The organism is Planococcus alkaliphilus, assembly GCF_057031095.1.
The window spans coordinates 1159372-1179628 of record NZ_CM168060.1; the positions used below are offsets into that span (position 1 = coordinate 1159372).

The window sequence follows — 20257 nt, forward strand, 5'->3', positions numbered from 1 at the left end:
TAAGGGAGCTGTTTTAAATGCCAATCATTACTGACATTCTTGCACGCGAGGTACTGGATTCACGAGGAAACCCAACAATCGAAGTTGAAGTATTCACAGAAAGCGGCGCATTTGGCCGTGCAATCGTCCCATCTGGAGCATCTACAGGAGAGCACGAAGCTGTAGAACTTCGCGATGGCGATAAGAGCCGGTACCTTGGAAAAGGCGTGCTTAAAGCAGTAGAACACGTAAACAGCGAAATCGCTAACGAATTAGAAGGCAATTTTGACGTAATGGACCAAGTTTCAATCGATAAAGCATTGATCGAATTAGATGGCACTGAAAACAAAGGCCGTCTTGGCGCAAACGCAATTTTGGGTGTTTCGATGGCTGTAGCTCATGCAGCTGCAGATTATCTTGACCTTCCGCTTTACCAGTACTTGGGCGGATTCAACGCTAAGCAATTGCCCGTTCCAATGATGAACATCTTGAATGGCGGCGAGCACGCGGATAATAACGTCGACATCCAAGAATTCATGGTTATGCCTGTAGGCGCTGAATCTTTCCGCCATGCTGTCCGCATGGGCGCTGAAATCTTCCATAACTTGAAGAGCGTGTTGAAAGAAAAAGGCTATAATACTTCTGTTGGAGACGAGGGCGGATTTGCTCCGAACTTAGGATCAAACGAAGAAGCGCTTCAAACAATTATGGAAGCGATCGAAAAAGCCGGCTACAAACCAGGCGAAGATGTCTTGCTTGCAATGGACGTTGCGTCTTCTGAAATCTACGATAAAGAAAAAGGCGTTTACAACTTGCCAGGCGATAACACTGTGAAAACTTCTGCTGAAATGGTTGACTGGTACGAAGAGCTTTCAAACAAATACCCGATCGTTTCAATCGAAGATGGATTGGATGAAAACGACTGGGAAGGCCACAAACTATTGACTGACCGCATCGGCGATCGCGTTCAATTAGTAGGAGACGACCTATTCGTAACAAACACGAAGAAATTGGCTCAAGGAATCGAACAAGGCGTTGGCAACTCGATCTTGATCAAAGTAAACCAAATCGGTACATTGACAGAAACATTCGATGCAATCGAAATGGCAAAACGTGCAGGCTACACAGCAGTAATCAGCCACCGTTCTGGTGAATCTGAAGACGTAACGATTGCGGATATCGCAGTAGCGACAAACGCTGGACAAATCAAAACGGGTGCACCTTCCCGTACAGACCGCGTTGCGAAATACAACCAATTACTTCGCATCGAAGATCAGTTGAACGAAACTTCTCAATATCTTGGTGTTAAAACTTTCTACAACTTGAAAAAATAAAGCTAAATCATGACTTTTTAACGATGCTATTGTCATAGTTCTAAGTTTTTGGTAAACTTAGTCTTGTTGTGAAAGTTCTTTTCCAGGAGGTGGAATTTATGCATACGTTGTTAATGACGCTTCTTGTCATCGTATCGCTCGCATTAATCGTTGTCGTTTTATTGCAATCAGGAAAAAGTGCAGGTCTTTCGGGAGCCATCTCCGGTGGAGCAGAGCAACTTTTTGGCAAGCAAAAAGCACGTGGGCTGGACTTAGTCCTGCACCGGGTAACGATAGTGCTTGCTGCCTTATTCTTTATTCTGGCTATCGCCGTTACAAAAGTTTAATGTAGAGATTAAATCGCCTGACCAATACACTGGTTAGGCGTTTTCTTTTAGGGTGGAAAATTTTATTTTTTCTCTGATATTCCGCAAAACAGCTGCGCTGAAAAGATTTGCTCCTGCATCGCTTCGCTAGCTTCGTCGCAAAGACTTGGCCTTGCAGGCTGCAGCCAATGTCTTTCCTGCGGGCGAGCGCCAAGCCTCCTCGGACTGCGTCCTGTGGGGTCTCGGCTTTCTCGCTTTCCCGCTGGAGTCTTCGCTGTTTTGCTCCATATCTGGATGTGTAAATAAAAATTCTAATCTTTTATATTGTTAGCAGACATTTGGAAGAATTATAGTTAAATTTTTAAGTTATATGTAAAATGAATGGAGGATTTTTATGCGGATTTCGCAGCCAAAACCATTTTTCTTTAAATCAGGGCCGAGAGCGGTCTTGTTGTTGCACGGATTTACAGGGAATTCGGCGGATGTACGGATGCTCGGCCGTTTTCTGGAAAAGCATAATTACACATCCATCGCGCCTCATTACGCAGGGCATGGAGTTGAACCGGAAAAGTTGATTCCGACAGGACCGGAAGATTGGTGGAAAGATGTTGAAGCCGCTTATCGTCAATTGCGCGATGAAGGCTATACCGAAATTGCAGTGGCTGGATTGTCGCTTGGCGGCGTATTCACATTGAAATTAGGGTATACATTCCCTGTGAAGGGTTTGGTGACGATGTGTGCACCGATGTATATGAAAACAACCGACTTGATGTATGAAGGCGTTGTAAAATATGCACAGGAGTACAAGAAATATGAAGGAAAAAGCGATGAACTTATCGAAGAAGAGATGGAAGAGTTCAAAAAGCATCCGATGGAATCTTTGGCTGATCTGCAGGCATTAATCGCGGATGTAAAAGACCATGTCGACCATGTCTACGCACCGCTATTTGTCGTCCAAGGCAGATTAGATGATGTCATCAATACGGATTCTGCCAATGTCATTTATGAAAACGCGGAATCGTTTGATAAAAACATAAAGTGGTACGAGGAATCCGGGCATGTCATTACGCTCGATAAAGAAAAAGAACAATTGCACGAAGATATTTTAGCATTTCTCGAATCGCTCGATTGGAGTGTGTGAGAACGTCTAAAGGAGGAACTGTATATGGGAAAAAATGAAGCGTCGCTGGACCAGCGGTTATTGTCGTTTATGCGTGAAGATGCGTATAAACCATTAACTGTACAAGAAATAGAAGAGCAATTCGGCTTTGAAGATGCCGATGAATTTAAAGAATTGGTGAAAACCTTAGTCAAGCTGGAAGAAAAAGGGCTGCTCGTGCGTTCACGTGTGAATCGTTACGGCGTACCGGAACGCATGAATTTGATGCGCGGGAAGTTTATTGGACATCCGAGAGGCTTCGGTTTTGTGGCACCTGAAGAAGTTGGAATGGATGATGTATTTATTCCACCGACTGAAATTAATGGCGCCATCAATGGCGATACGGTGCTGATCCGGATTTCTGAGAATTCTTCCGGAGACCGCCGCGAAGGGGCTATTATTCGGATCGTTGAACGTGGAACAACGAAAGTGGTCGGTACGTTCCAGGATAACCGCGGCTTCGGCTTTGTGGTATCCGATGATAAGAAAATGAATATGGATATCTTTATCGCAAAAGAAGACACATTAGGAGCTGTGGATGGCCATAAAGTCGTCGTGGAAATTACGGGCTGGCCGGAAGGCAGAAAGTCTGCGACCGGTATGGTGACACAGATTCTGGGACATAAGAACGATCCAGGCGTCGACATCTTGTCGATTATCCATAAATACGGCATTGAAACCGAATTTCCAGCGGATGTCTTGGAAATGGCGAATAATGTGCCGGAAGAAATCGATCCATCTGATTTGACCGATCGCCGCGATTTGCGCAATGAGCAGATTGTGACGATTGATGGAGCGGATGCGAAAGACTTGGATGATGCGGTTCAAGTAGTAAAATTGGAAGACGGTACGTATAAACTGGGCGTCCATATTGCCGACGTCAGCCACTACGTAACGGAAGATTCACCGATTGACCGGGAAGCGTATGACCGCGCAACAAGCATTTATTTGACGGACCGCGTTATTCCGATGATTCCCCACCGTTTATCAAACGGAATCTGCTCGTTGAATCCGCAAGTGGACCGCCTGACTTTATCCTGTGAAATGATTTTCAATGATAAAGGGGAAGTCTTATCGCATGACATTTTCCAAAGTGTCATCAACACTTCTGCCCGCATGACGTATACGGATGTATATGAAATTTTGGAACAGGATAATCAGGAACTAAAAGAAAAATACGCAGATCTAGTGCCGATGTTCGAATTAATGAAGGAATTGGCAGCTGTTTTACGCGACCGCCGGATGCGCCGTGGAGCTATCGATTTCGATTTCAAGGAATCGAAAGTGTTAGTAGATGAAGATGGCTATCCTATTGATGTGGTTGTCCGTGAACGCACAGTTTCTGAACGATTAATCGAAGAATTCATGTTGGCAGCGAACGAAACAGTCGCGGAGCATTTTCACCGCATGGAAGTTCCAGCCATCTACCGGATCCATGAAGATCCAAAGCCTGAGAAATTGCAGCGCTTCTTTGAATTCGTGACGAATTTCGGGATTGTCGTCAAAGGTACCGGAAACCAGATCCATCCGAAAGCTTTGCAGGAAATCATTGAGTCCATCGAAGGCACACCGGAAGAACCGGTGATTTCGACGATGATGCTGCGTTCGATGCAGCAGGCGAAATACTCTTCTGAAAGCCTTGGGCATTTCGGCCTTTCGACAGAGTTCTATACGCATTTCACGTCGCCGATCCGCCGTTATCCCGATTTGATCGTACACCGATTGATCCGTACGTATTTGATCAATAAAGACTTGTCAAAAGCGACAATCATGCACTGGGAAGCGAATATGGACGAAATCGCTGAACATACGTCCGAGCGTGAGCGCCGGGCAGTAGAAGCGGAACGCGATACCGATGCTTTGAAGAAATCGCAGTACATGGCAGACAAGATCGGCGAGGAATTTGATGGCATCATCAGTTCCGTTACGAATTTCGGTCTTTTCATCGAATTGCCGAATACGATCGAAGGATTGGTCCATGTTTCCAATATGACCGATGATTTTTATCGTTTTGACGATCGCCAAATGATGATGATCGGCGAACGCAGCAACCGCCAATTCCGCATCGGCGATGAGATCCGCATCAAAGTCATCGGCGTGAAACCGGAAGAATCCGCGATCGACTTTGAAATCGTCGGCATGCCGGAAGTGAAGCGCCGCACACGGAAAGACGCACCGAAAGTCATCCGTGCGACGAAAAAAGAAGGCGCTGGGAAACCAGGACGCGGAGGCAAGCCGGGCCGCGACGGAAAACCGGGCGAAGGCGGCGGACCGACACGCAAACCGAAAAACAAAAAGAAAAAGTTCTATGAAGGCGTGGCACGAAACCAGAAAAACAAGAAGAAAAAATAAAGGAGCGGCTTAACTGCCGCTTTTAAAGAAATGAGAGTTGCGCATTTGGTGTCTAGACTCCAGCGCCCAGCCTCTCGGGAACTTAAGTCAGCCCACTACGGAAATCAGGATTTCCTTCGTGTTCTGCCTTAAGCCTGTCGAGGCTAGATGGGCGCTTGCGCTTTCTTAATCTAGTTGAGGTGAACAGCATGGCAAAAGGTGAAGGCAAAGTAATTGCCCAGAACAAAAAAGCCGGCTTCGATTATTTCATCGAAGAAACGATTGAAGCGGGCATCGTATTGCAAGGAACAGAAATTAAATCTGCGCGAAACGGCAAAGTCCAATTGGTCGATGCGTTCGTCCGGATCCGCAACGGAGAAGCTTGGATCTCGAATATGCATATTGCCCCGTACGAGCAAGGCAATATCTTCAATCACGATCCGACCCGTGTCCGGAAATTGCTGCTGCACAAAAAGCAGATCAATGAACTGATCGGCGTATCGAAAGTGCAAGGATCGGCTATCATTCCATTGAAGATGTATTTGAAAGACGGCTATGCCAAAGTGCTTCTCGGCATCGGTAAAGGAAAGAAGAATTACGACAAGCGCCAGGACTTGAAACAAAAAGATGCGAAGCGTGAAATCGACCGGGCCATCAAGGACCGCGGCCGCTACTGATCGCTTTTCTTGATATTTAGTCTCTATTGCCCTATAATTAATTTATAACACCGAAGCTAACATCTTCTGTGTTCCCTTTTAATTGAGGGGACGTTACGGATTCGACAGGGATGATCTGGGCTTGGGTCGCGCGTCGGAGGATCGGCTCCGTCACCAACGTAACTATAGTAACTGGCAAAACAAACCAAAACCTAGCATTCGCAGCGTAAGCTCGGATCTGCTCTTAGCATCCATCACCCATGTGGCTGTGTAGAGCTCAACTTTAGTGGGATACGGTCGGCAGTGCAACTTGAGCTGCCGGCAAGAGATTTTCAAGTTAGCGCACACGACGCCTGCTTATCGGCATAGTGCTGCGCGAAACTTAAATGGATAAGCTACACGCGTAGACGCTCAAGTAGCGGAGTTTCTGGACGCGGGTTCGACTCCCGCCGTCTCCATAGTGAGATAACTGCTAAATGCAGTGGTATCAACGTTTTGCGAAGTTATTGATGTTATATGGGAGTTAAACTAGGGCTTAAAATCTCTAAAAGACTTTCTAGCAGATTTGCTTCGAATGACCTTCTAATTATTTTAATTAGAAGGTTTTTTTCTTTGGGTAGAAAACACGGTATATTTTCGTTTATAAAAATTATAGTAAATTTTTTGTTGACTTTATCTTAGTTTTATAGATGGTAATTTATATTTTTTAATAGAGTTAAAGAAGTCAAAAGGATTATTGATTACAATAATTTGGCTAGTAAGAATTAAATAATAGAATCCTATGGAAAAAGTGTATAATATTATTGATATTATCAAGTTATTCTAAGTAAAGTGAGGTGAATTTGTTGAGACAAATTTTAAATTTTATTGTAAGTATACTTCCAGGATTTATTGGAATTCTTAGTTTTTTCAATAATACATGGAGCAATACCTTTAAATTTATTTTGGCGCTGTCATTATCTTCTCTTTATTTTCTGGGATTAGCTGTATATCTTCATTTTAAGCTGAATAAACTTAAAGTTGCATCAACATTTAAAGAATCTGATTTTGATCAATTAAAGGATGAAAAGATAGTATTAGATGAAAAGATTGAAAAGTATAATGAATTTGTTCATAAAAGACGCCTGTTTATTCAACATGATTTGCCTGAAATAGGGCAATTAATTACGGAATATGAAGGTAATATAATAAATACTTTAAGAGGACAGAAATACCAAGAAGTAAGGATATTAGCTTCTACTGTAAAAGATAGAACAAATGATGTAATTAAAAGAGAAAAGAGGGATTTCGATGAACAGTTATACAACATTCAAAGTGATTAAAATTATTGACCAGTATAGCATTGTAATTAATGGTGGCTTAAACGATGACGTTTCAATAGGAGATAAAATAGAAATCTATTTAGAAGGAGATGAAATAACTGACCCATTTAATAATAATGAAGTTCTTGGAACCCTTGACTTTATTAAAGATACTTTAGAAGTAACAGAAGTATACTCAAAGTTTTCAGTTTGTAAAAAAATTACAATAAAAAAAATTCATCATCCTTCTGCTTTCCAACAAGCATTAAGTCAGAATGTGTTATCTAGTTTAAGTGGTTTTGCAGGAACTACTGAAACAAAGATTCTAGAAGAAAAACTTACTATAGAAGAAAGTGAGGTGTCGGGTAGGAAGACAGGAGAAAAAGTATTAAAAATTGGAGACATAGCCAGAATTGCTATTACCGATTAATAGTTTTTATAAAGGCTAGATGAAATTAGGGGTTATGAGATGGAAATATATAATATAAAAAAATATATGACTCAATTAATAAGAAAATTAAATTGCTTTTTAAAAATTCTTTGTAACTAGTATTTATTTAAATTCTATTAATAGGACGAAAAACCAAAGTTCATGTGGTTCTAAAAATATTTAAAAAGTTATTACATTATTTTTCGATGTTTATTTTTGAATTTGGAGGGATTGTCCTTTTGCTTTTAAATATAGCTGTTATCTCTACATTAGACTTATTAGATTGGATTTCAATACTTGGGCTTATTGTCAGTATATTAGGTGTGGGGATTACTGTTTATTTAGCAATTACTACTCAGAATATTAAAAATAAAGTAAAAATTATTTCGAATTTGAAAACTTTTAAAAAAGATAAAAAGACGTTAACGAACGAATTGAAGAGTTGTAAAGATCTATTATTAATCGATTTATCGGACGGTGTACAAGATTTATCGAGGATTATCCGAACATTAGATGAATACACTAGCTTCATGAAGAAAAATGATTTAAAGAACTTAAATAAAATAAAGAAGATGATTCACAGTCCTAAAAAAAGAAATGTAGAAGAGTTACTAATCTGTATTAACCATCTTATTGGTTTTTTAGAGCTAAATATAGATGTAACATATAATGCTATATAATAGGAGGGTTTTTATGAATAAAGATGATAAGTTGATTGAAGCGCTCATTAATGCCACTGAGAAGAAGAAAGTGAAATGGGTATGGGAAAATTGGAAGTCAAATAATTATATTGAAGAAACTTACACTTCTAAAGACTTGTTAATTCATTATGAAGATAAAGAAACGACACTTGTTTTAGTTAAATATGGCACTTTAGAAGAAAAAGTTGATTTTTTAATATTCGATGGCCGTATAGGAGTATCTAAACCTATTTTAATAATAGAGGAAAAGGACATAGATAGCCCTCATAGGCTTTGGACTTTATATAAACTGGCTGATAGAAATGCTAATGGTACAGATAAGATTATCGATACTATAATATCTAAGTATTCAGATTATAATTTTTGAAAGTTATATTTAATTAATTAACCTCGCTCTTTAAGAGCTTGAAGGAGTTTCTTCTGTCAATTAAGTTAGAATATTATTAAGATTGAAAGAAAAATTAATGGGAGCTACGAAAACTCTTTTTGTTTTGTAATCAATTAATATTTACTAATAACCAGAGGCTCTTTGAACCAAGTTCCTTAATATGTAATACTCCCTAATTAGTAAAACTGTGAAAAATAAATATGGAACTACCTTAAACTGCTGCGCCTGCTTATCGGCATAGTGCTGCGCGAAAGCCAAATGGATAAGCTACATGCGTAGACGCTCAAGTAGCGGAGTTTCTGGACGCGGGTTCGACTATCGCCGTCTCCATAGTGAGATTGCTGCTAAATGCAGTGGTATCAAGGTTTTAATGAGTTAGGGATATTGTATGAGAGTTGAACTCTTGTGCGATATCCCTATTTTCCTCCCTATATATTTTATTTTATATACTTCTAATTCAAACGATGAATGGAGGGATTAGAAAGAACGGTATATTTGCGGTAAGTAGTGGCGCATTTATATTGCCCTTCTAAATAGAAGGTAGTGAAGCCCAATATTTTGATTATTGCCTAATATACTGGAAATAATATTTTAGCAAATTAGGATAGAAGAATAACGGGGATTTGTTAGCGAAGGAATATTTAATTACACGCAATTAGAAAAGGGTGTATAAAGAACATTATAAATATTTCTAATTAGAAGTTCCTTTTTAAAATAAAAGATATAAAGTTATAGTTATGAAATTAATTTCATTGGAGGAATATTATGGATATTAAATTGCCGATATATGCAGATAATAAAAGAACAGGGAATATTGCTGCAGACATTTTAAAATCTGTTTTACAAAAATTCGCAATTGTAAATACACATGATGAGTCAATTGATTTAGGTATTGATATGAGAGCGCAAATTATTGAAAAAAGAAATCCAACTCAGTATTTTTTCAACATCCAGTCAAAAGGAACTGATGAGTTAGATACAAAAGAAGATGAACAATTTTTTTCAATACAAATTAAGATTACAACAATTAATTATTGGAATCAGCAGAATGACACTACGTTTCTATTTTTAGTGGATAATGCTACTGGAAACTGTTATTGGTGTAATCCACTAATAGTTTTAGAAGATAGAATGGAACAGATTCAATCTCAAGATTCTGTAATACTTAAAATACCTAAGAAGAACTGTATCAATAGACATTCAAAAGCCTTGCCTAAAGAATTTATGCAGAATATAACTATCTATATAGCTAATCAGTTGAACAAAGGAAATATTCTATTAGAGCAGTTAAATAAATCTTTACAAAGTAATACGGCTCTAGATTTAAACTTCTCAATTGATTTATTAAAAGTATTTTTAGAAGAGTCGGATAGAATGAAAAATAATACAAATAAAATTATTCAAAATCTCATTCGAAATATAAAAGAAAATCTAAAAAAATCAAATAAATATTTTGATCAATTGTTTTATAGCCATAGTGCCAAAAGCTATGTTCAAGATTTTTATAGTGATAAAGGATTTATGGCCAATAAGAAAAGCTATAATGATTTAAATAAAGAATTTGATGATATTATAGATCAATTGGAAAGTGGAGCTGAAGAAATTAAATATAAAGTGTTAGATAGTCTAAAAGAGAACTACTTTGAAACATTAGATTTTCAAGTTAATGTTTTAGGATTTTTAATTGAAATGAACAAAGATGATGATCCATGGGGAGATCATAGTAAAATCTCTGCAGAGTTTGATAAAATTTGGGAAAAGAAAATGAGTTTCAAAAAAAATCTTTAACATCAAACTAATTTTTATACGAAATATTGCTTGAAAGTAAAATGCAACCAGACTCTCTTTAAAATAAATTTAGACGCAGCGGCTATTTATTGGCGGAAGAGATTTCCACTTTTTACTAATCGCTTTAGTTATATTGGAATGGATTTGCAGAGTGTGGTGATGGCTGTACATCTTCTGCATAAGATTCAAGATTTCAAACATGCATACGCCTTTTTAGAACATGCGGTTAACAAGCGATTCCAACCTATTATTCAAGCGTTTTGAAGGACCTACCGTTTGTTAGACAATTTTATAATTCTTCGAATTTTTAGAATTCGGAGCCGGTACATCATGTTTCTCGTAATTTAAGAAAACTGCGAGTCTCATCTGAAAGAGCATATTATCCACCGAAACCAAATGAAATTAAAAAAATTCGTTAATGTCTTCTTTTACTAAAACTTACATGCTATTAGTTGTGGTGACTTAACTCTAAAAGAAAAGGTCTTCCTTTTTCTATTTATTCATCTACACAAGATATTTTACGCTGTCTCAAATAATGTACGTATTAGGTATTTATTATTTTCTTTATATTGGATATAAGTTACAATTAAACAGTAAGTTTTATACTTATATGTGTGCGTGCAGCTATTCGCACACGTCCCGATATCAGTAAAAGGGCATTCGTTTCGATACTAAATGATACAATTACTATAAGCATTGAAATTGAATGGATGGTGATACTGATGAAACTATTGACAGTATTACTAACAGTCTTATCTTAGGTAAGGCTGCTAAAACTTAACCTAGTAAGTCGCTAGGGAGGCGGTTGAGCCGGATTCCTCGTTTGTCCACCGCCACAATTTTTAGGAGGATCGGCAAATGTTTTCAGACCAATTATTTAAAGAAACCGTTACTAGAGAGTCTATAAAAGAAATCTTTGAAATGTATGTTGCTAAAAAGACAGACAACCTTACTGGAGAAGCTATTGTTAAGGTTCCGGAAGGTGTAGATGGAATTAATGTAGCCCAATTTGAAAAAACTATAAATCACCAAGCGGATTTTATATATAAAAGAATTCAACGAGGTAGCTATCATTTTTATCCATTGAGAGAAGTGAAAATCCCAAAAGAAACAGGTCTTTCAATTAGAGAAGCTATAGAAATAGATAAAGTACGTGTATTGTCTGTAGCTTCAATTAGAGATGTAATTGTACAAAAAATTTTATACAATTATTTGAATAATATAGTTGAAAAAGAGTTTGAAAAGTTACCGAAAGTTAGTTTTGCATACAGAAAAGGTTTGAACGCTCAAAAAGCAGCTCAAAAGGTTTTCAGTGATATTAATGAAGGCTATGTTTACGCGCTTGATGCAGATTTGAAAGGTTTTTTTGATATGATTTCACATGAACTATTATTTGCTGAAGTAAAAAAAATTATTAGAAATATGCCTGAAGTACAGCAATTGATTTACAGATTTATTCATGTGGATAAAGGATGGACTATAAAAAGAAGGAATAAAACAAAGATTATTAGAAAAAAACGTGAAAAAGGTATCCCTCAGGGTGGTATTATATCCGGGATGTTGGCTAATATATATTTACATCAATTTGATACATGGATTATGGAAACACTTAATAATAAGTATGATTTAAGATATACAAGATATGCGGATGATTTTGTTATTCTTTCAAAAAATGCAGATGAGATACTTTGTATTCAAAAAGAATGTAAAGATTTTTTAAGTGATATAGATTTAGAACTTCATCCGGATCCTAAAAAGACAAAAATTATAGCTATAGTTCGAAATCAAAGTTTAGATTTTGTGGGCTTTAAAATATCTAAGAAGTATATTGGCATTAAGGAACAAAATGTAAACAAATTTAAGAGACGTATAGTTGAAATATTGAATGAAACTGATTTTAACAAAAATAAAGCATTGCGTCTTCTTAACTATAGGTTAGGCTTTAAATATTATGGAAGTGAAGTCAAGCAATTTAAATGTATAATTTGTAATAAATTTGATGTATCAAGAAATTGGATGAAATTCTTTTTAGTCATTACAGATGTGGAACAATTAAAAAAAATAGATTATTGGGTTTTTAGAGAAATTAACTTTCGTTATTATAAGGAAACAGGAAAAAGGTTGCCTAAACACATATTAAAAAGTTTAAACTTTCCTTCGCTCGAATTACTATATTACCGATATCGTAAGGATCTTGAAAAATCAGAAGATTTTTGTAAGTGTGATTATAATGAAAAAATTGTACATCCCACTTTAAATCCATATGAAGAATTGTTTTTCTTATATTAGGTTATCTATACTTGTATGGTAATGAAGTAAACAGAGACCAATAATATTTTTCCATTTTAATTTATACTTAAAAGCTTGATAAGTCTTCAGGCCAAAAGAGACATGAGTTTTAGTAATTTCTGAATACGTGTTCGACTCCCGCCGTCTCCATAGTGAGATAAACAATGAAAAACGCCAAAACCTTTTCGAAGGTTTTGGCGTTTTTCTTATGCAGGTTTTTATTGCGTTAAACTCATTCTAGTTATCTTTTTCAAGAAGAGTGAATTCCTGAAGAAAGTCTAATAAACTCTTCTGCATCTTTCACACAAAGCGCCATTCCTTTTTCCCAAAAGCTTTCTTCGGTAATATCTTCTCCGAGATGCTTCTGTGCCAATTCTTCGACGGTCATGCGTCCGGTGTCCCGCAGCAACGCTAAGTAACGTTGTTCAAATTCTTTTCCTTCTTCCCGTGCTTTGGCATAAATACTGATCGAGAACAAGTAGCCAAAAGTATAAGGGAAGTTATAGAAAGGTGTAGATGGGATATAGAAGTGGGGCACAGCGATCCAGGAATGAATCGGCAGGTGGCTCATGGAACCGTCATAACCTTCTGTTAGGGCATTCTGCATCATTTCATTTAATTGTTCTGCGGACACCATGCCTGCTTTGCGTGCTTCATAGAGCCTCTCTTCAAACAGAAAACGGGAATGGATATTCATGAAATTCATGACACTTCGTTTTATTTTTTCGTCTAAAAGAAACAATTTCTGTTCCGTACTTTCTGACGTTTTGATGGCGGCATCTAAGACAATCATTTCGGTGAAAGTTGAAGCTGTTTCAGCCGTGGACATGCTATAAGTTTGGTTTAGTCCATCGACCGATTTCATCGCGTGATTATGGAAGGCATGCCCCAGTTCATGAGCCAATGTCAATAAACTCGTCATGCTCCCATCATAAGTAAGAAAAATCCTCGATTCCCCAGTAAGGGGAAATCCGGCACAAAATGCAATGGCTGATTTTCCTTTCCGGTTTTCTGCTTCCACCCATCCTTCTTTAAAAGCAGTCTGGGCAAAGCTTTCCAATTCAGGTCCAAATTGACGGAAATGCTGGAGTATAAATGAAACAGCCTCCTCATAATTTATTGATGTGCTGCTTTCATTGAAGGGAGCCCAAAAATCATAAGAGGGCATTTGAGTGTTCTGGGCTAATTTTGCTTTATGATCCAAGTAATTGGCAAAAGGCTTTTTGTTCCGGTTTATGACCTGCCACATAGCTTGCAAGGTTTCTGCTTTTATCCGGTTGTCTTTTAACGGCTTCTCCAATCCATTCATTATCCCTTGTTTTTTATCTGCTTGGATCCGAAAACCTGTTATGTGGTTTAAGATGCGTGCCATAATATCTTCTAGCGCCGTCCACGTATTTTCTAAGGCGATAAATGCTTCAAGACGAACTTTTTCATCGCTATGTGAACGTAAATTAGTAGCTTGTCCAATTGAATATTCTTTTTCGCTTCCATTAATGGTGATGGGTATTTGTAAGTTATTCACAATCGAACGATATAAACCGCCCCAGGAATGGTAGCCATCTACTGATAAAGCAGCAAGGAGGGTTTCTTCTTCAGCTGATAGGGATGAAGATGCGTTTTCACGCCACTCCGTTAAAATAAATACTTGATCACTTAGGCTTTCATTTTCTAGCAGAGTGTCCCATATTTCTTGATCAACTATCGAAAGGATGCGTTGGAAATCCAAAAGGACAGAAGTGGATTCTGCTTTGAGCGACGCAACTTTCCCTTGAAGGGCGGCGGCTGATTGATTTTTAGGATCTTCCGCAAGCAGGCAAGTGGCAAAAGATGCCACATGAGCTATAGACTTATGAATGTCTGAAATTGTCGCTAAAATATTTCTGATGACTATTTCATTGAGAGCTTCGTTAGTGATAGATAGAGCTGATGTACTTTCGGCAAGCTCTTTTAATTCTGTTTCTATCCGTGTGATCAATTCAACGAGTTCCATCGAATCACCACCACCTTTGAAAAGTGTATCTAACTTCCACTTCTCAGAATAACTTTCTACTTTCATTAAAAATCCTCCTCAACATTATTTGTATCCATGATGGGAACGAATGCTCTTATTAGTGTGTAGTTGCATAGAAATTTAATCTATTCCATTTTCAAATAACTAAATTTTCTAATTTGATTAATATATCAAGTGTATAGTTAGAATAAAAATAAAATGGAGATGAAATAATGATTTCACAAGCTCTTATTACACGGAATGATAAAGTTTTAATGGTCCGCCAACATGTCCAAAGGGGAGACATAGTTTGGAATTTTCCAGGCGGTGGCATTGAAAAAGATGAAACTCCTGAACAGGCATGTATCAGAGAAGTAAAAGAAGAGACAGGGTATGATGTACTTATAAAGAGATTATTATACGTAAAATCCCACAAATATACTTATGTCGCTGAAGTTGTTGGCGGTGAGCTTTACTTGGATTCTGAAAACGAAGCGAATGGCGATATTATTGAGATTGCATGGATCGCCATTGATGATGCAGAGAAATTCGACAGCTATACAGCGCCTTTGTTAAAACTATTAAATGATTGAAAAGAACAGTTAGTGTAGGAGAACGGATAAAAGTATAAAGCCAAAAAATTCGAAGAGGATTTCAAAATAGATAGTTTTATAACTATCTGTTAATCCGATTTTCTATTAATCCAGCCAGCAATCACATTCGCCGTTTCTTCTGGTTGGTCCCACTGGATCATGTGGGAAGTATCGTTCATGATATGGACTGTTACATCTTTGATTTGTTCTTTAAGCTGGCAAATGCCTTTCATTCTTGCTGTGTCCATTTCTTTTGGATGCTCCGCATGAATTAGGAGTACGGGGATTTGGATAAACGGATAAGCTTCTGTAAAGGACTCTTTGAAGAAAGCCTTGATGATTGAGAGAACGGTATGTGTTGAAGCTTTTAGGCGGAATTCTCCGTTTAGCTGCTTCTCAAAAAGAGATAGGGCATATCGTTCTTTTTGTGAATTCCAATTGTTTGTGTAAGATCGGTATTCCTCAAAAATTTCTTTTTCAGTTTGAAATGTCGATTCATCCATGTATTGCTGCCAACCTATATAGGCATAATCGAACGTCATTTCAGGCTGATTCTGTGGAAATGTAAATCCGCCATCCAGCATCATGAGTCCTAATACGTTTGCCGAGTAATAGCGGGTAAAGTGAAGCGCGACATCAGCTCCCCAAGAATGCCCCAATACATAAAAAGGAGAATCAGTGAGTTGTGGGATTAGATCATTAAGCCAGGCAGCCAAATTAGCAAAGGAATATTCTTCCTCATTAGAAAAGGAGAATGTCCCGCCGTGACCCGGACTGTCTAACACGATCAGGTGGAAACGGTGTTGCAGAAACGGCATTAACTCAGCAAAGCTATAGAAACCATTTCCGGCAAGGCCGTGCAAGCAAATGATTGTGGGGTTCTTTGGATTGCCGAACTCGTAGTAATTCACTGTTCCATTCGCAGTTTCGATTTGAAAATTCTGCATAACTTCACTCATATGTGTCCTCCGATTCTAGAAATCCCCATCTAAAGAAAATAATCATTCTAATGAACTTAAACGATACTGTTCTTATATAGAAATGATTAAAGTTAAGGCAAAGCAGAAATGCCTCATTCCTTTTAAATTCTCTAGTGCTTTTGCAGTTCCTCCTTTTACAGGAACCTATTTCAATTCTTTCAGTCTAATAATCAAAGAGATTCTTAAATTACAAAACGCACTTTAGCAATTTCCATCAAAAAAACCTTCTCCATTTTCGGTATGATCATTTTGAGGTGAACAGGATGCAGTACAGTGAAGTGACGCAAAGGACGATTTCGTATATTGAAAGCCAGCTGCAGGAAGAGCTTCCGCTCGATTTGTTTCCGCGAGCCGTCGGGTATTCAAAATACCATTTGCTGCGGTTGTTTAAAGAAGAAACGGGCAGGACGATTGGCGAATACATCCGGATGCGCCGGTTAGCGATGGCTTCGATGCTTCTCTTGTACAGTGATGAATCGATTATCGCGATTGCTTTTCAATTTCATTTTCAATCACAGGAAGCCTTTACGCGGGCATTCAAAGAAGTGTATGCTGTGCCGCCTGGGAAATACCGAAAACTGATGCGAGCTGTCAGAATGATGGAGGAGGAAGAAATGATGACGACAAGTGAACAAGTAAAAGGGTGGAGTTTGAGCGGATCGAATCCAGAGTTGTATGAATTGATGACGGATTCAGCGGTGTGCCATACGGGAACGAAATCTGGATTGTTGTATGCCAAAGCAGAGGTAAATGAGCAGCAATTTGCGACAATGATGCAAGGGTTTCAGGCGCGCGAATTTATTGGTAAACGGATTAAGCTTTCCTGTTTTTTGAAAACGGAACAGGCAGATAAATGTGGGGCTTGGCTTCGAATCGATAACGCTTCGGGGGATACGGTACAGTTCGATAATATGGACAATCGGTCGATTCAAGGTACGACTGATTGGAATCATTACTCGATCGTGCTCGACGTTCCGGAAAACAGCACTTCTATCCATTTTGGCGTTTTGCTGATTGGCGGCGGCAAAGTGTGGGCGGACGGCTTCCGCTTTGAAGAAGTGGGGCAGAACGTACCGACGACCAATATGCTTTCGGAAGCACTGTTGCCAGCGCAGCCGGTCAATTTAGACTTTAGCGAATGACGGGGAAATGAGGGGATTGGATGAAGCAATTTTGGAAGCTGAATGCAATAAGCATGCTATATGCGCTTATGGTCGCTATCCCCGTGGAATTGATGTTGAATGTTTACAGAATCAGCCGGATCGCGGACTTGGAAATCGGGACGGTAAATAGCTTGACGGGGATCGTTCTGCTTCTCGAAATAACGCTTGGTACGCTATTGTTCTATAAGCTTATCCAGAAGTGGCTTGGACAGAAGAACTCAAACTACTGGACCGTTATTTTGTGGCTGCCTTATTTTATACTTTATATTTATGTGTTTGCGACGCTTTTCCCTATAAGCTATGGAGGCGATATGCCAAATCCTGCTTCGGGTCTAATGATAATAGCGGGACTGTTCATATACCCATTTTATATCCTCCTCCTTACATCAGCCGCATTGCCGATTGACTATGAAAAGAAAGACGATGCTCATTCGACTCTAAACTGAAAACTTTAGGCAAAGCAATCAGTTTAAAGCAGTTAAAAATAGTCCAAAGGTGGCCAGAAAGTGAAGATTAAAAGGAAATTCGGAGACAGAGCCAATTGGCGAAGAGTGAAGGAAAGAAAATACAGCCAGTCCTATATCCAAACAGCGGATTATCGCGGCTACGTGTCTTTGCTGACGATCGAAAAGGCAGCCAGTCCGCTTTGGACTTCGGATGGAATGCAGGAAGTTTGTGTACTGGATGATGGATATTCCTGGCTGCAGCATTTCCCGGAAGATCAGCATCATTCCGTCACCACAGTGTTCGATCGAAATGGTCAGATTGTTCAATGGTATGTGGATATCTGTTTGAAGAACGGATTAGAAAACAATATTCCGTTTTTGGATGATTTATTTCTTGATGTCATTTTGTTTCCTTCGGGTCTGGTTATCGAGAAGGATAAAGATGAAATTGAAGAAGCTTTAGACCATGGAGTCATCTCGGAAGATAAGTATGAACTGGCCTATAAAGAATTCAACCTTATCTTAGACAAAATCAAAAATGGTGAATTTCTTTATAAGGAACTTCTGCTAAATCAAGGGAAGTAGATTCTGATTTTAAAACTCCTCGAAGATTAAAAAATAGGATTCGCTCATGGAATAATATGTTATTCTTAGCTATAAAAGGGGGCTGTCCATTGAAAAAATTAGCACTAGGATTCGCGGCGATGTTATTTGTTTCCAGTTTTTCTGCTGCACCGTCTTCAGCAGCCGGATTTCCTGATGTGAGCGATGCCAATCGCTTCCATAAAGAAATCCAGTATCTCTCGGATGAAGGAGTCATCACCGGCTTTACGGATGGAAAGTTTCAGCCGAAAGCGGGTGTGACCCGCGGACAGGCGGCGATTATGATCGGCAAAGCGCTCGGTTATTCCGCTGAGGAGCAAAATACGCAGTTTAAAGACGTGGACGCTTCAATCGTTTCGAGCGGCTATATTGCCAAACTTGTAAAAGAAGGCATCATCAGCGGCTACCCGGACGGCACGTTCAAACCGGCTAAAACAGTGACGCGTGCAGAAATGGCCATTTTCATTTCCCGTGCGTTTGATTGGGGCTATGAAGGCGAGCCGGAATATTTCATTGATGTCCAAAAAGGGATGAAAGCTTATGATGCGATCCAGAAGTTATCCGCTTGGGGCGTTGCAGCGGGCTATGAACGGAGTAACTTTCGGCCAGCGGAAACACTGACGCGGGAACAATTCGCGGCGTTCACTGCACGGGCAATGAATTTGAATGAATTCTCGGTAAAACCGGATGCAGTGGAAATTGCGTTCCTGGATGTCGGACGGGGCGATGCCACATATGTGGAATATACAGACGGGCGAGCCGTACTGATCGATGCCGGACCGAATGCGGAACAAATCAGCCGTGCATTAAAGGAAATTGGCGCCCGTCCGATCACTTCCTTAATCTTGACGCATCCAGACCCTGAACATATGGGCGGAGCCGCGTGGGTGATTGAAAACAATGGGGTGGAAACGATTTATGAAAGCGGGCTGCCAACCGACCCAGCCATTCACAGCGATTATTTCAAAGCAGTCGAAGCGAATGAAGTCACAGTGAAGACGGTGAAAACCGGCGATAACCTGTCACCGGATGCTTCAGTCGCGATCCAAGTCTTACATGCAGATCCAAAAGCGGAAAATGCAGATGAAGGTGGAATGGTCTTGAAAGTGACTCGCGGCACTGCAGATTTCCTGCTTGCCGGAGATGCTACATCGGAAGTCCAGCAGCAATTGGTGGACAAATATGACTTAAAAGCGGAAGTATTGAAAGTGCCGCATCACGGAGAGGAAGAATATTATACCTATCCCTTTATTGATGAAGTGAAAGCGCGCATGGCGATCCTGTCCTATTCCGGTGAACCGGATGAAAGCGTCGTGAATGACCTTCGGGCAAGCGGATCGGATATTTATGATACGCATATCCAAGGCAATGTCATTTATGTCATTGCGGATGAATTTACACAAATGAATGTGGACTATCATTTATTCGGATACGGCCAGTTGATTCCGGATATCCGCATTGTGAAAAAAGATCTGAAAGCGGAAGTGGTCACGCTGACGAACTACGACCGGGTAAATGCCGACATGACAGGATTTACTTTAATCAGTGTGAAAGGCAACGAAACCTTCAAATTCCCGGATGGCTTTATTCTCCGCTCGGGCCAGAGCGTTAATATCACTTCGGGACCGAATGCCCTACATCAGCCGCCGCAAAGCTTGAAATGGACGAATGCGAATGTATGGGATGATGGCGGAGATGCTGCGAAACTTTTTGAATTCCCAAGTTCGATGTTGGATGAAACGCCTTAATCGAATAAAAGAACAAGCCGTTTTCTTGAGTTTTTTCACTCGAGAAAACGGTTTTTAGTTGGATTGGACG

18 protein-coding genes and 1 other RNA gene are annotated in these 20257 nt (G+C 39.3%); 17 read left to right on the top strand and 2 right to left on the bottom strand.

All coding sequences use genetic code 11. From position 1 onward, the window contains the following. The first annotated feature begins 17 nt into the window (after window positions 1–17). The 12 genes from eno (at window position 18) to AC2EXB_RS06015 (ending at window position 12661) form a co-directional block, all read left to right on the top strand. Window positions 18–1313 carry a phosphopyruvate hydratase gene (gene eno / locus AC2EXB_RS05960; protein ID WP_235198700.1) on the top strand — a complete coding sequence of 432 codons (1296 nt, stop codon included), beginning with the start codon at window positions 18–20 and terminating at the stop codon, window positions 1311–1313. Between the two features lie 98 nt (window positions 1314–1411). Next, window positions 1412–1639, top strand: a complete 228-nt coding sequence (secG, locus tag AC2EXB_RS05965) for a preprotein translocase subunit SecG (RefSeq protein ID WP_008429540.1) — start codon at window positions 1412–1414, stop codon at window positions 1637–1639. 373 nt (window positions 1640–2012) lie between these two features. Continuing rightward, the gene (locus AC2EXB_RS05970) at window positions 2013–2759 is read left to right on the top strand and encodes an alpha/beta hydrolase (protein WP_483604089.1); all 747 of its coding nucleotides are present in this window, start codon (window positions 2013–2015) and stop codon (window positions 2757–2759) included. A 24-nt stretch (window positions 2760–2783) separates the two neighbouring features. Further along, window positions 2784–5129: a ribonuclease R gene (rnr, locus tag AC2EXB_RS05975; RefSeq protein ID WP_483604090.1), complete on the top strand. Its 2346-nt coding sequence runs from the start codon at window positions 2784–2786 to the stop codon at window positions 5127–5129. Between the two features lie 188 nt (window positions 5130–5317). After that, on the top strand, window positions 5318–5785 hold the full coding sequence (gene smpB / locus AC2EXB_RS05980) for an SsrA-binding protein SmpB (RefSeq protein ID WP_483604091.1): 468 nt from the start codon (window positions 5318–5320) through the stop codon (window positions 5783–5785). An 86-nt stretch (window positions 5786–5871) separates the two neighbouring features. Then, window positions 5872–6225: a transfer-messenger RNA gene (gene ssrA / locus AC2EXB_RS05985) on the top strand. Between the two features lie 384 nt (window positions 6226–6609). Then, on the top strand, window positions 6610–7086 hold the full coding sequence (locus AC2EXB_RS05990; protein WP_483604092.1) for a hypothetical protein: 477 nt from the start codon (window positions 6610–6612) through the stop codon (window positions 7084–7086). After that, a complete protein-coding gene (locus AC2EXB_RS05995; RefSeq protein WP_483604093.1) occupies window positions 7055–7495 on the top strand; it encodes a hypothetical protein in 441 nt (146 codons plus the stop codon). Before AC2EXB_RS05990 ends, AC2EXB_RS05995 begins: the two co-directional genes overlap by 32 nt. A 239-nt stretch (window positions 7496–7734) precedes the next feature. Continuing rightward, window positions 7735–8175: a hypothetical protein gene (locus AC2EXB_RS06000; protein ID WP_483604094.1), complete on the top strand. Its 441-nt coding sequence runs from the start codon at window positions 7735–7737 to the stop codon at window positions 8173–8175. Window positions 8176–8188: 13 nt separating this feature from the next. Beyond that, a complete protein-coding gene (locus AC2EXB_RS06005) occupies window positions 8189–8563 on the top strand; it encodes a hypothetical protein (protein WP_483604095.1) in 375 nt (124 codons plus the stop codon). Window positions 8564–9349: 786 nt separating this feature from the next. Further along, entirely contained in the window at window positions 9350–10372 is a 1023-nt protein-coding gene (locus AC2EXB_RS06010) for a DUF4365 domain-containing protein (RefSeq protein ID WP_483604096.1), read from the top strand. 858 nt (window positions 10373–11230) lie between these two features. After that, on the top strand, window positions 11231–12661 hold the full coding sequence (locus AC2EXB_RS06015) for a reverse transcriptase domain-containing protein (RefSeq protein ID WP_483604097.1): 1431 nt from the start codon (window positions 11231–11233) through the stop codon (window positions 12659–12661). Between the two features lie 250 nt (window positions 12662–12911). Here AC2EXB_RS06015 and AC2EXB_RS06020 read toward each other — a convergent pair whose 3' ends face one another. Continuing rightward, on the bottom strand, window positions 12912–14720 hold the full coding sequence (locus AC2EXB_RS06020) for a M3 family oligoendopeptidase (protein ID WP_483604098.1): 1809 nt from the start codon (window positions 14718–14720) through the stop codon (window positions 12912–12914). A gap of 167 nt (window positions 14721–14887) precedes the next feature. Here AC2EXB_RS06020 and AC2EXB_RS06025 point away from each other — a divergent pair, with 167 nt between their 5' ends. Beyond that, the gene (locus AC2EXB_RS06025; protein ID WP_483604099.1) at window positions 14888–15247 is read left to right on the top strand and encodes an NUDIX hydrolase; all 360 of its coding nucleotides are present in this window, start codon (window positions 14888–14890) and stop codon (window positions 15245–15247) included. Window positions 15248–15336: 89 nt separating this feature from the next. Here the strand turns inward: AC2EXB_RS06025 and AC2EXB_RS06030 are convergent, their stop codons facing one another. Further along, a complete protein-coding gene (locus AC2EXB_RS06030) occupies window positions 15337–16206 on the bottom strand; it encodes an alpha/beta fold hydrolase (RefSeq protein WP_483604100.1) in 870 nt (289 codons plus the stop codon). A 284-nt stretch (window positions 16207–16490) separates the two neighbouring features. Here AC2EXB_RS06030 and AC2EXB_RS06035 point away from each other — a divergent pair, with 284 nt between their 5' ends. From AC2EXB_RS06035 to AC2EXB_RS06050, 4 genes are all read left to right on the top strand, one after another. Continuing rightward, entirely contained in the window at window positions 16491–17369 is an 879-nt protein-coding gene (locus tag AC2EXB_RS06035) for a helix-turn-helix transcriptional regulator (protein ID WP_483604101.1), read from the top strand. 20 nt (window positions 17370–17389) lie between these two features. Next, window positions 17390–17836 (top strand): hypothetical protein, encoded by a 447-nt coding sequence (locus tag AC2EXB_RS06040; RefSeq protein ID WP_483604102.1) that lies wholly within the window; start codon window positions 17390–17392, stop codon window positions 17834–17836. A gap of 60 nt (window positions 17837–17896) precedes the next feature. Then, window positions 17897–18421 (top strand): ribonuclease FAU-1 family protein, encoded by a 525-nt coding sequence (locus AC2EXB_RS06045; RefSeq protein WP_483604103.1) that lies wholly within the window; start codon window positions 17897–17899, stop codon window positions 18419–18421. An 89-nt stretch (window positions 18422–18510) separates the two neighbouring features. Beyond that, window positions 18511–20187: an S-layer homology domain-containing protein gene (locus AC2EXB_RS06050; RefSeq protein ID WP_483604104.1), complete on the top strand. Its 1677-nt coding sequence runs from the start codon at window positions 18511–18513 to the stop codon at window positions 20185–20187. The last annotated feature ends 70 nt before the right edge of the window (window positions 20188–20257 follow it).

Excerpts from the sequence above, each read along its gene's own strand:
- eno (WP_235198700.1), top strand. The coding sequence starts at position 18 with ATGCCAATCATTACTGACATTCTTGCACGCGAGGTACTGGATTCACGA.
- secG (WP_008429540.1), top strand. The coding sequence starts at position 1,412 with ATGCATACGTTGTTAATGACGCTTCTTGTCATCGTATCGCTCGCATTA.
- AC2EXB_RS05970 (WP_483604089.1), top strand. The coding sequence starts at position 2,013 with ATGCGGATTTCGCAGCCAAAACCATTTTTCTTTAAATCAGGGCCGAGA.
- rnr (WP_483604090.1), top strand. The coding sequence starts at position 2,784 with ATGGGAAAAAATGAAGCGTCGCTGGACCAGCGGTTATTGTCGTTTATG.
- smpB (WP_483604091.1), top strand. The coding sequence starts at position 5,318 with ATGGCAAAAGGTGAAGGCAAAGTAATTGCCCAGAACAAAAAAGCCGGC.
- AC2EXB_RS05995 (WP_483604093.1), top strand. The coding sequence starts at position 7,055 with ATGAACAGTTATACAACATTCAAAGTGATTAAAATTATTGACCAGTAT.
- AC2EXB_RS06005 (WP_483604095.1), top strand. The coding sequence starts at position 8,189 with ATGAATAAAGATGATAAGTTGATTGAAGCGCTCATTAATGCCACTGAG.
- AC2EXB_RS06010 (WP_483604096.1), top strand. The coding sequence starts at position 9,350 with ATGGATATTAAATTGCCGATATATGCAGATAATAAAAGAACAGGGAAT.
- AC2EXB_RS06015 (WP_483604097.1), top strand. The coding sequence starts at position 11,231 with ATGTTTTCAGACCAATTATTTAAAGAAACCGTTACTAGAGAGTCTATA.
- AC2EXB_RS06020 (WP_483604098.1), bottom strand. The coding sequence starts at position 14,720 with ATGAAAGTAGAAAGTTATTCTGAGAAGTGGAAGTTAGATACACTTTTC.
- AC2EXB_RS06025 (WP_483604099.1), top strand. The coding sequence starts at position 14,888 with ATGATTTCACAAGCTCTTATTACACGGAATGATAAAGTTTTAATGGTC.
- AC2EXB_RS06030 (WP_483604100.1), bottom strand. The coding sequence starts at position 16,206 with ATGAGTGAAGTTATGCAGAATTTTCAAATCGAAACTGCGAATGGAACA.
- AC2EXB_RS06035 (WP_483604101.1), top strand. The coding sequence starts at position 16,491 with ATGCAGTACAGTGAAGTGACGCAAAGGACGATTTCGTATATTGAAAGC.
- AC2EXB_RS06040 (WP_483604102.1), top strand. The coding sequence starts at position 17,390 with ATGAAGCAATTTTGGAAGCTGAATGCAATAAGCATGCTATATGCGCTT.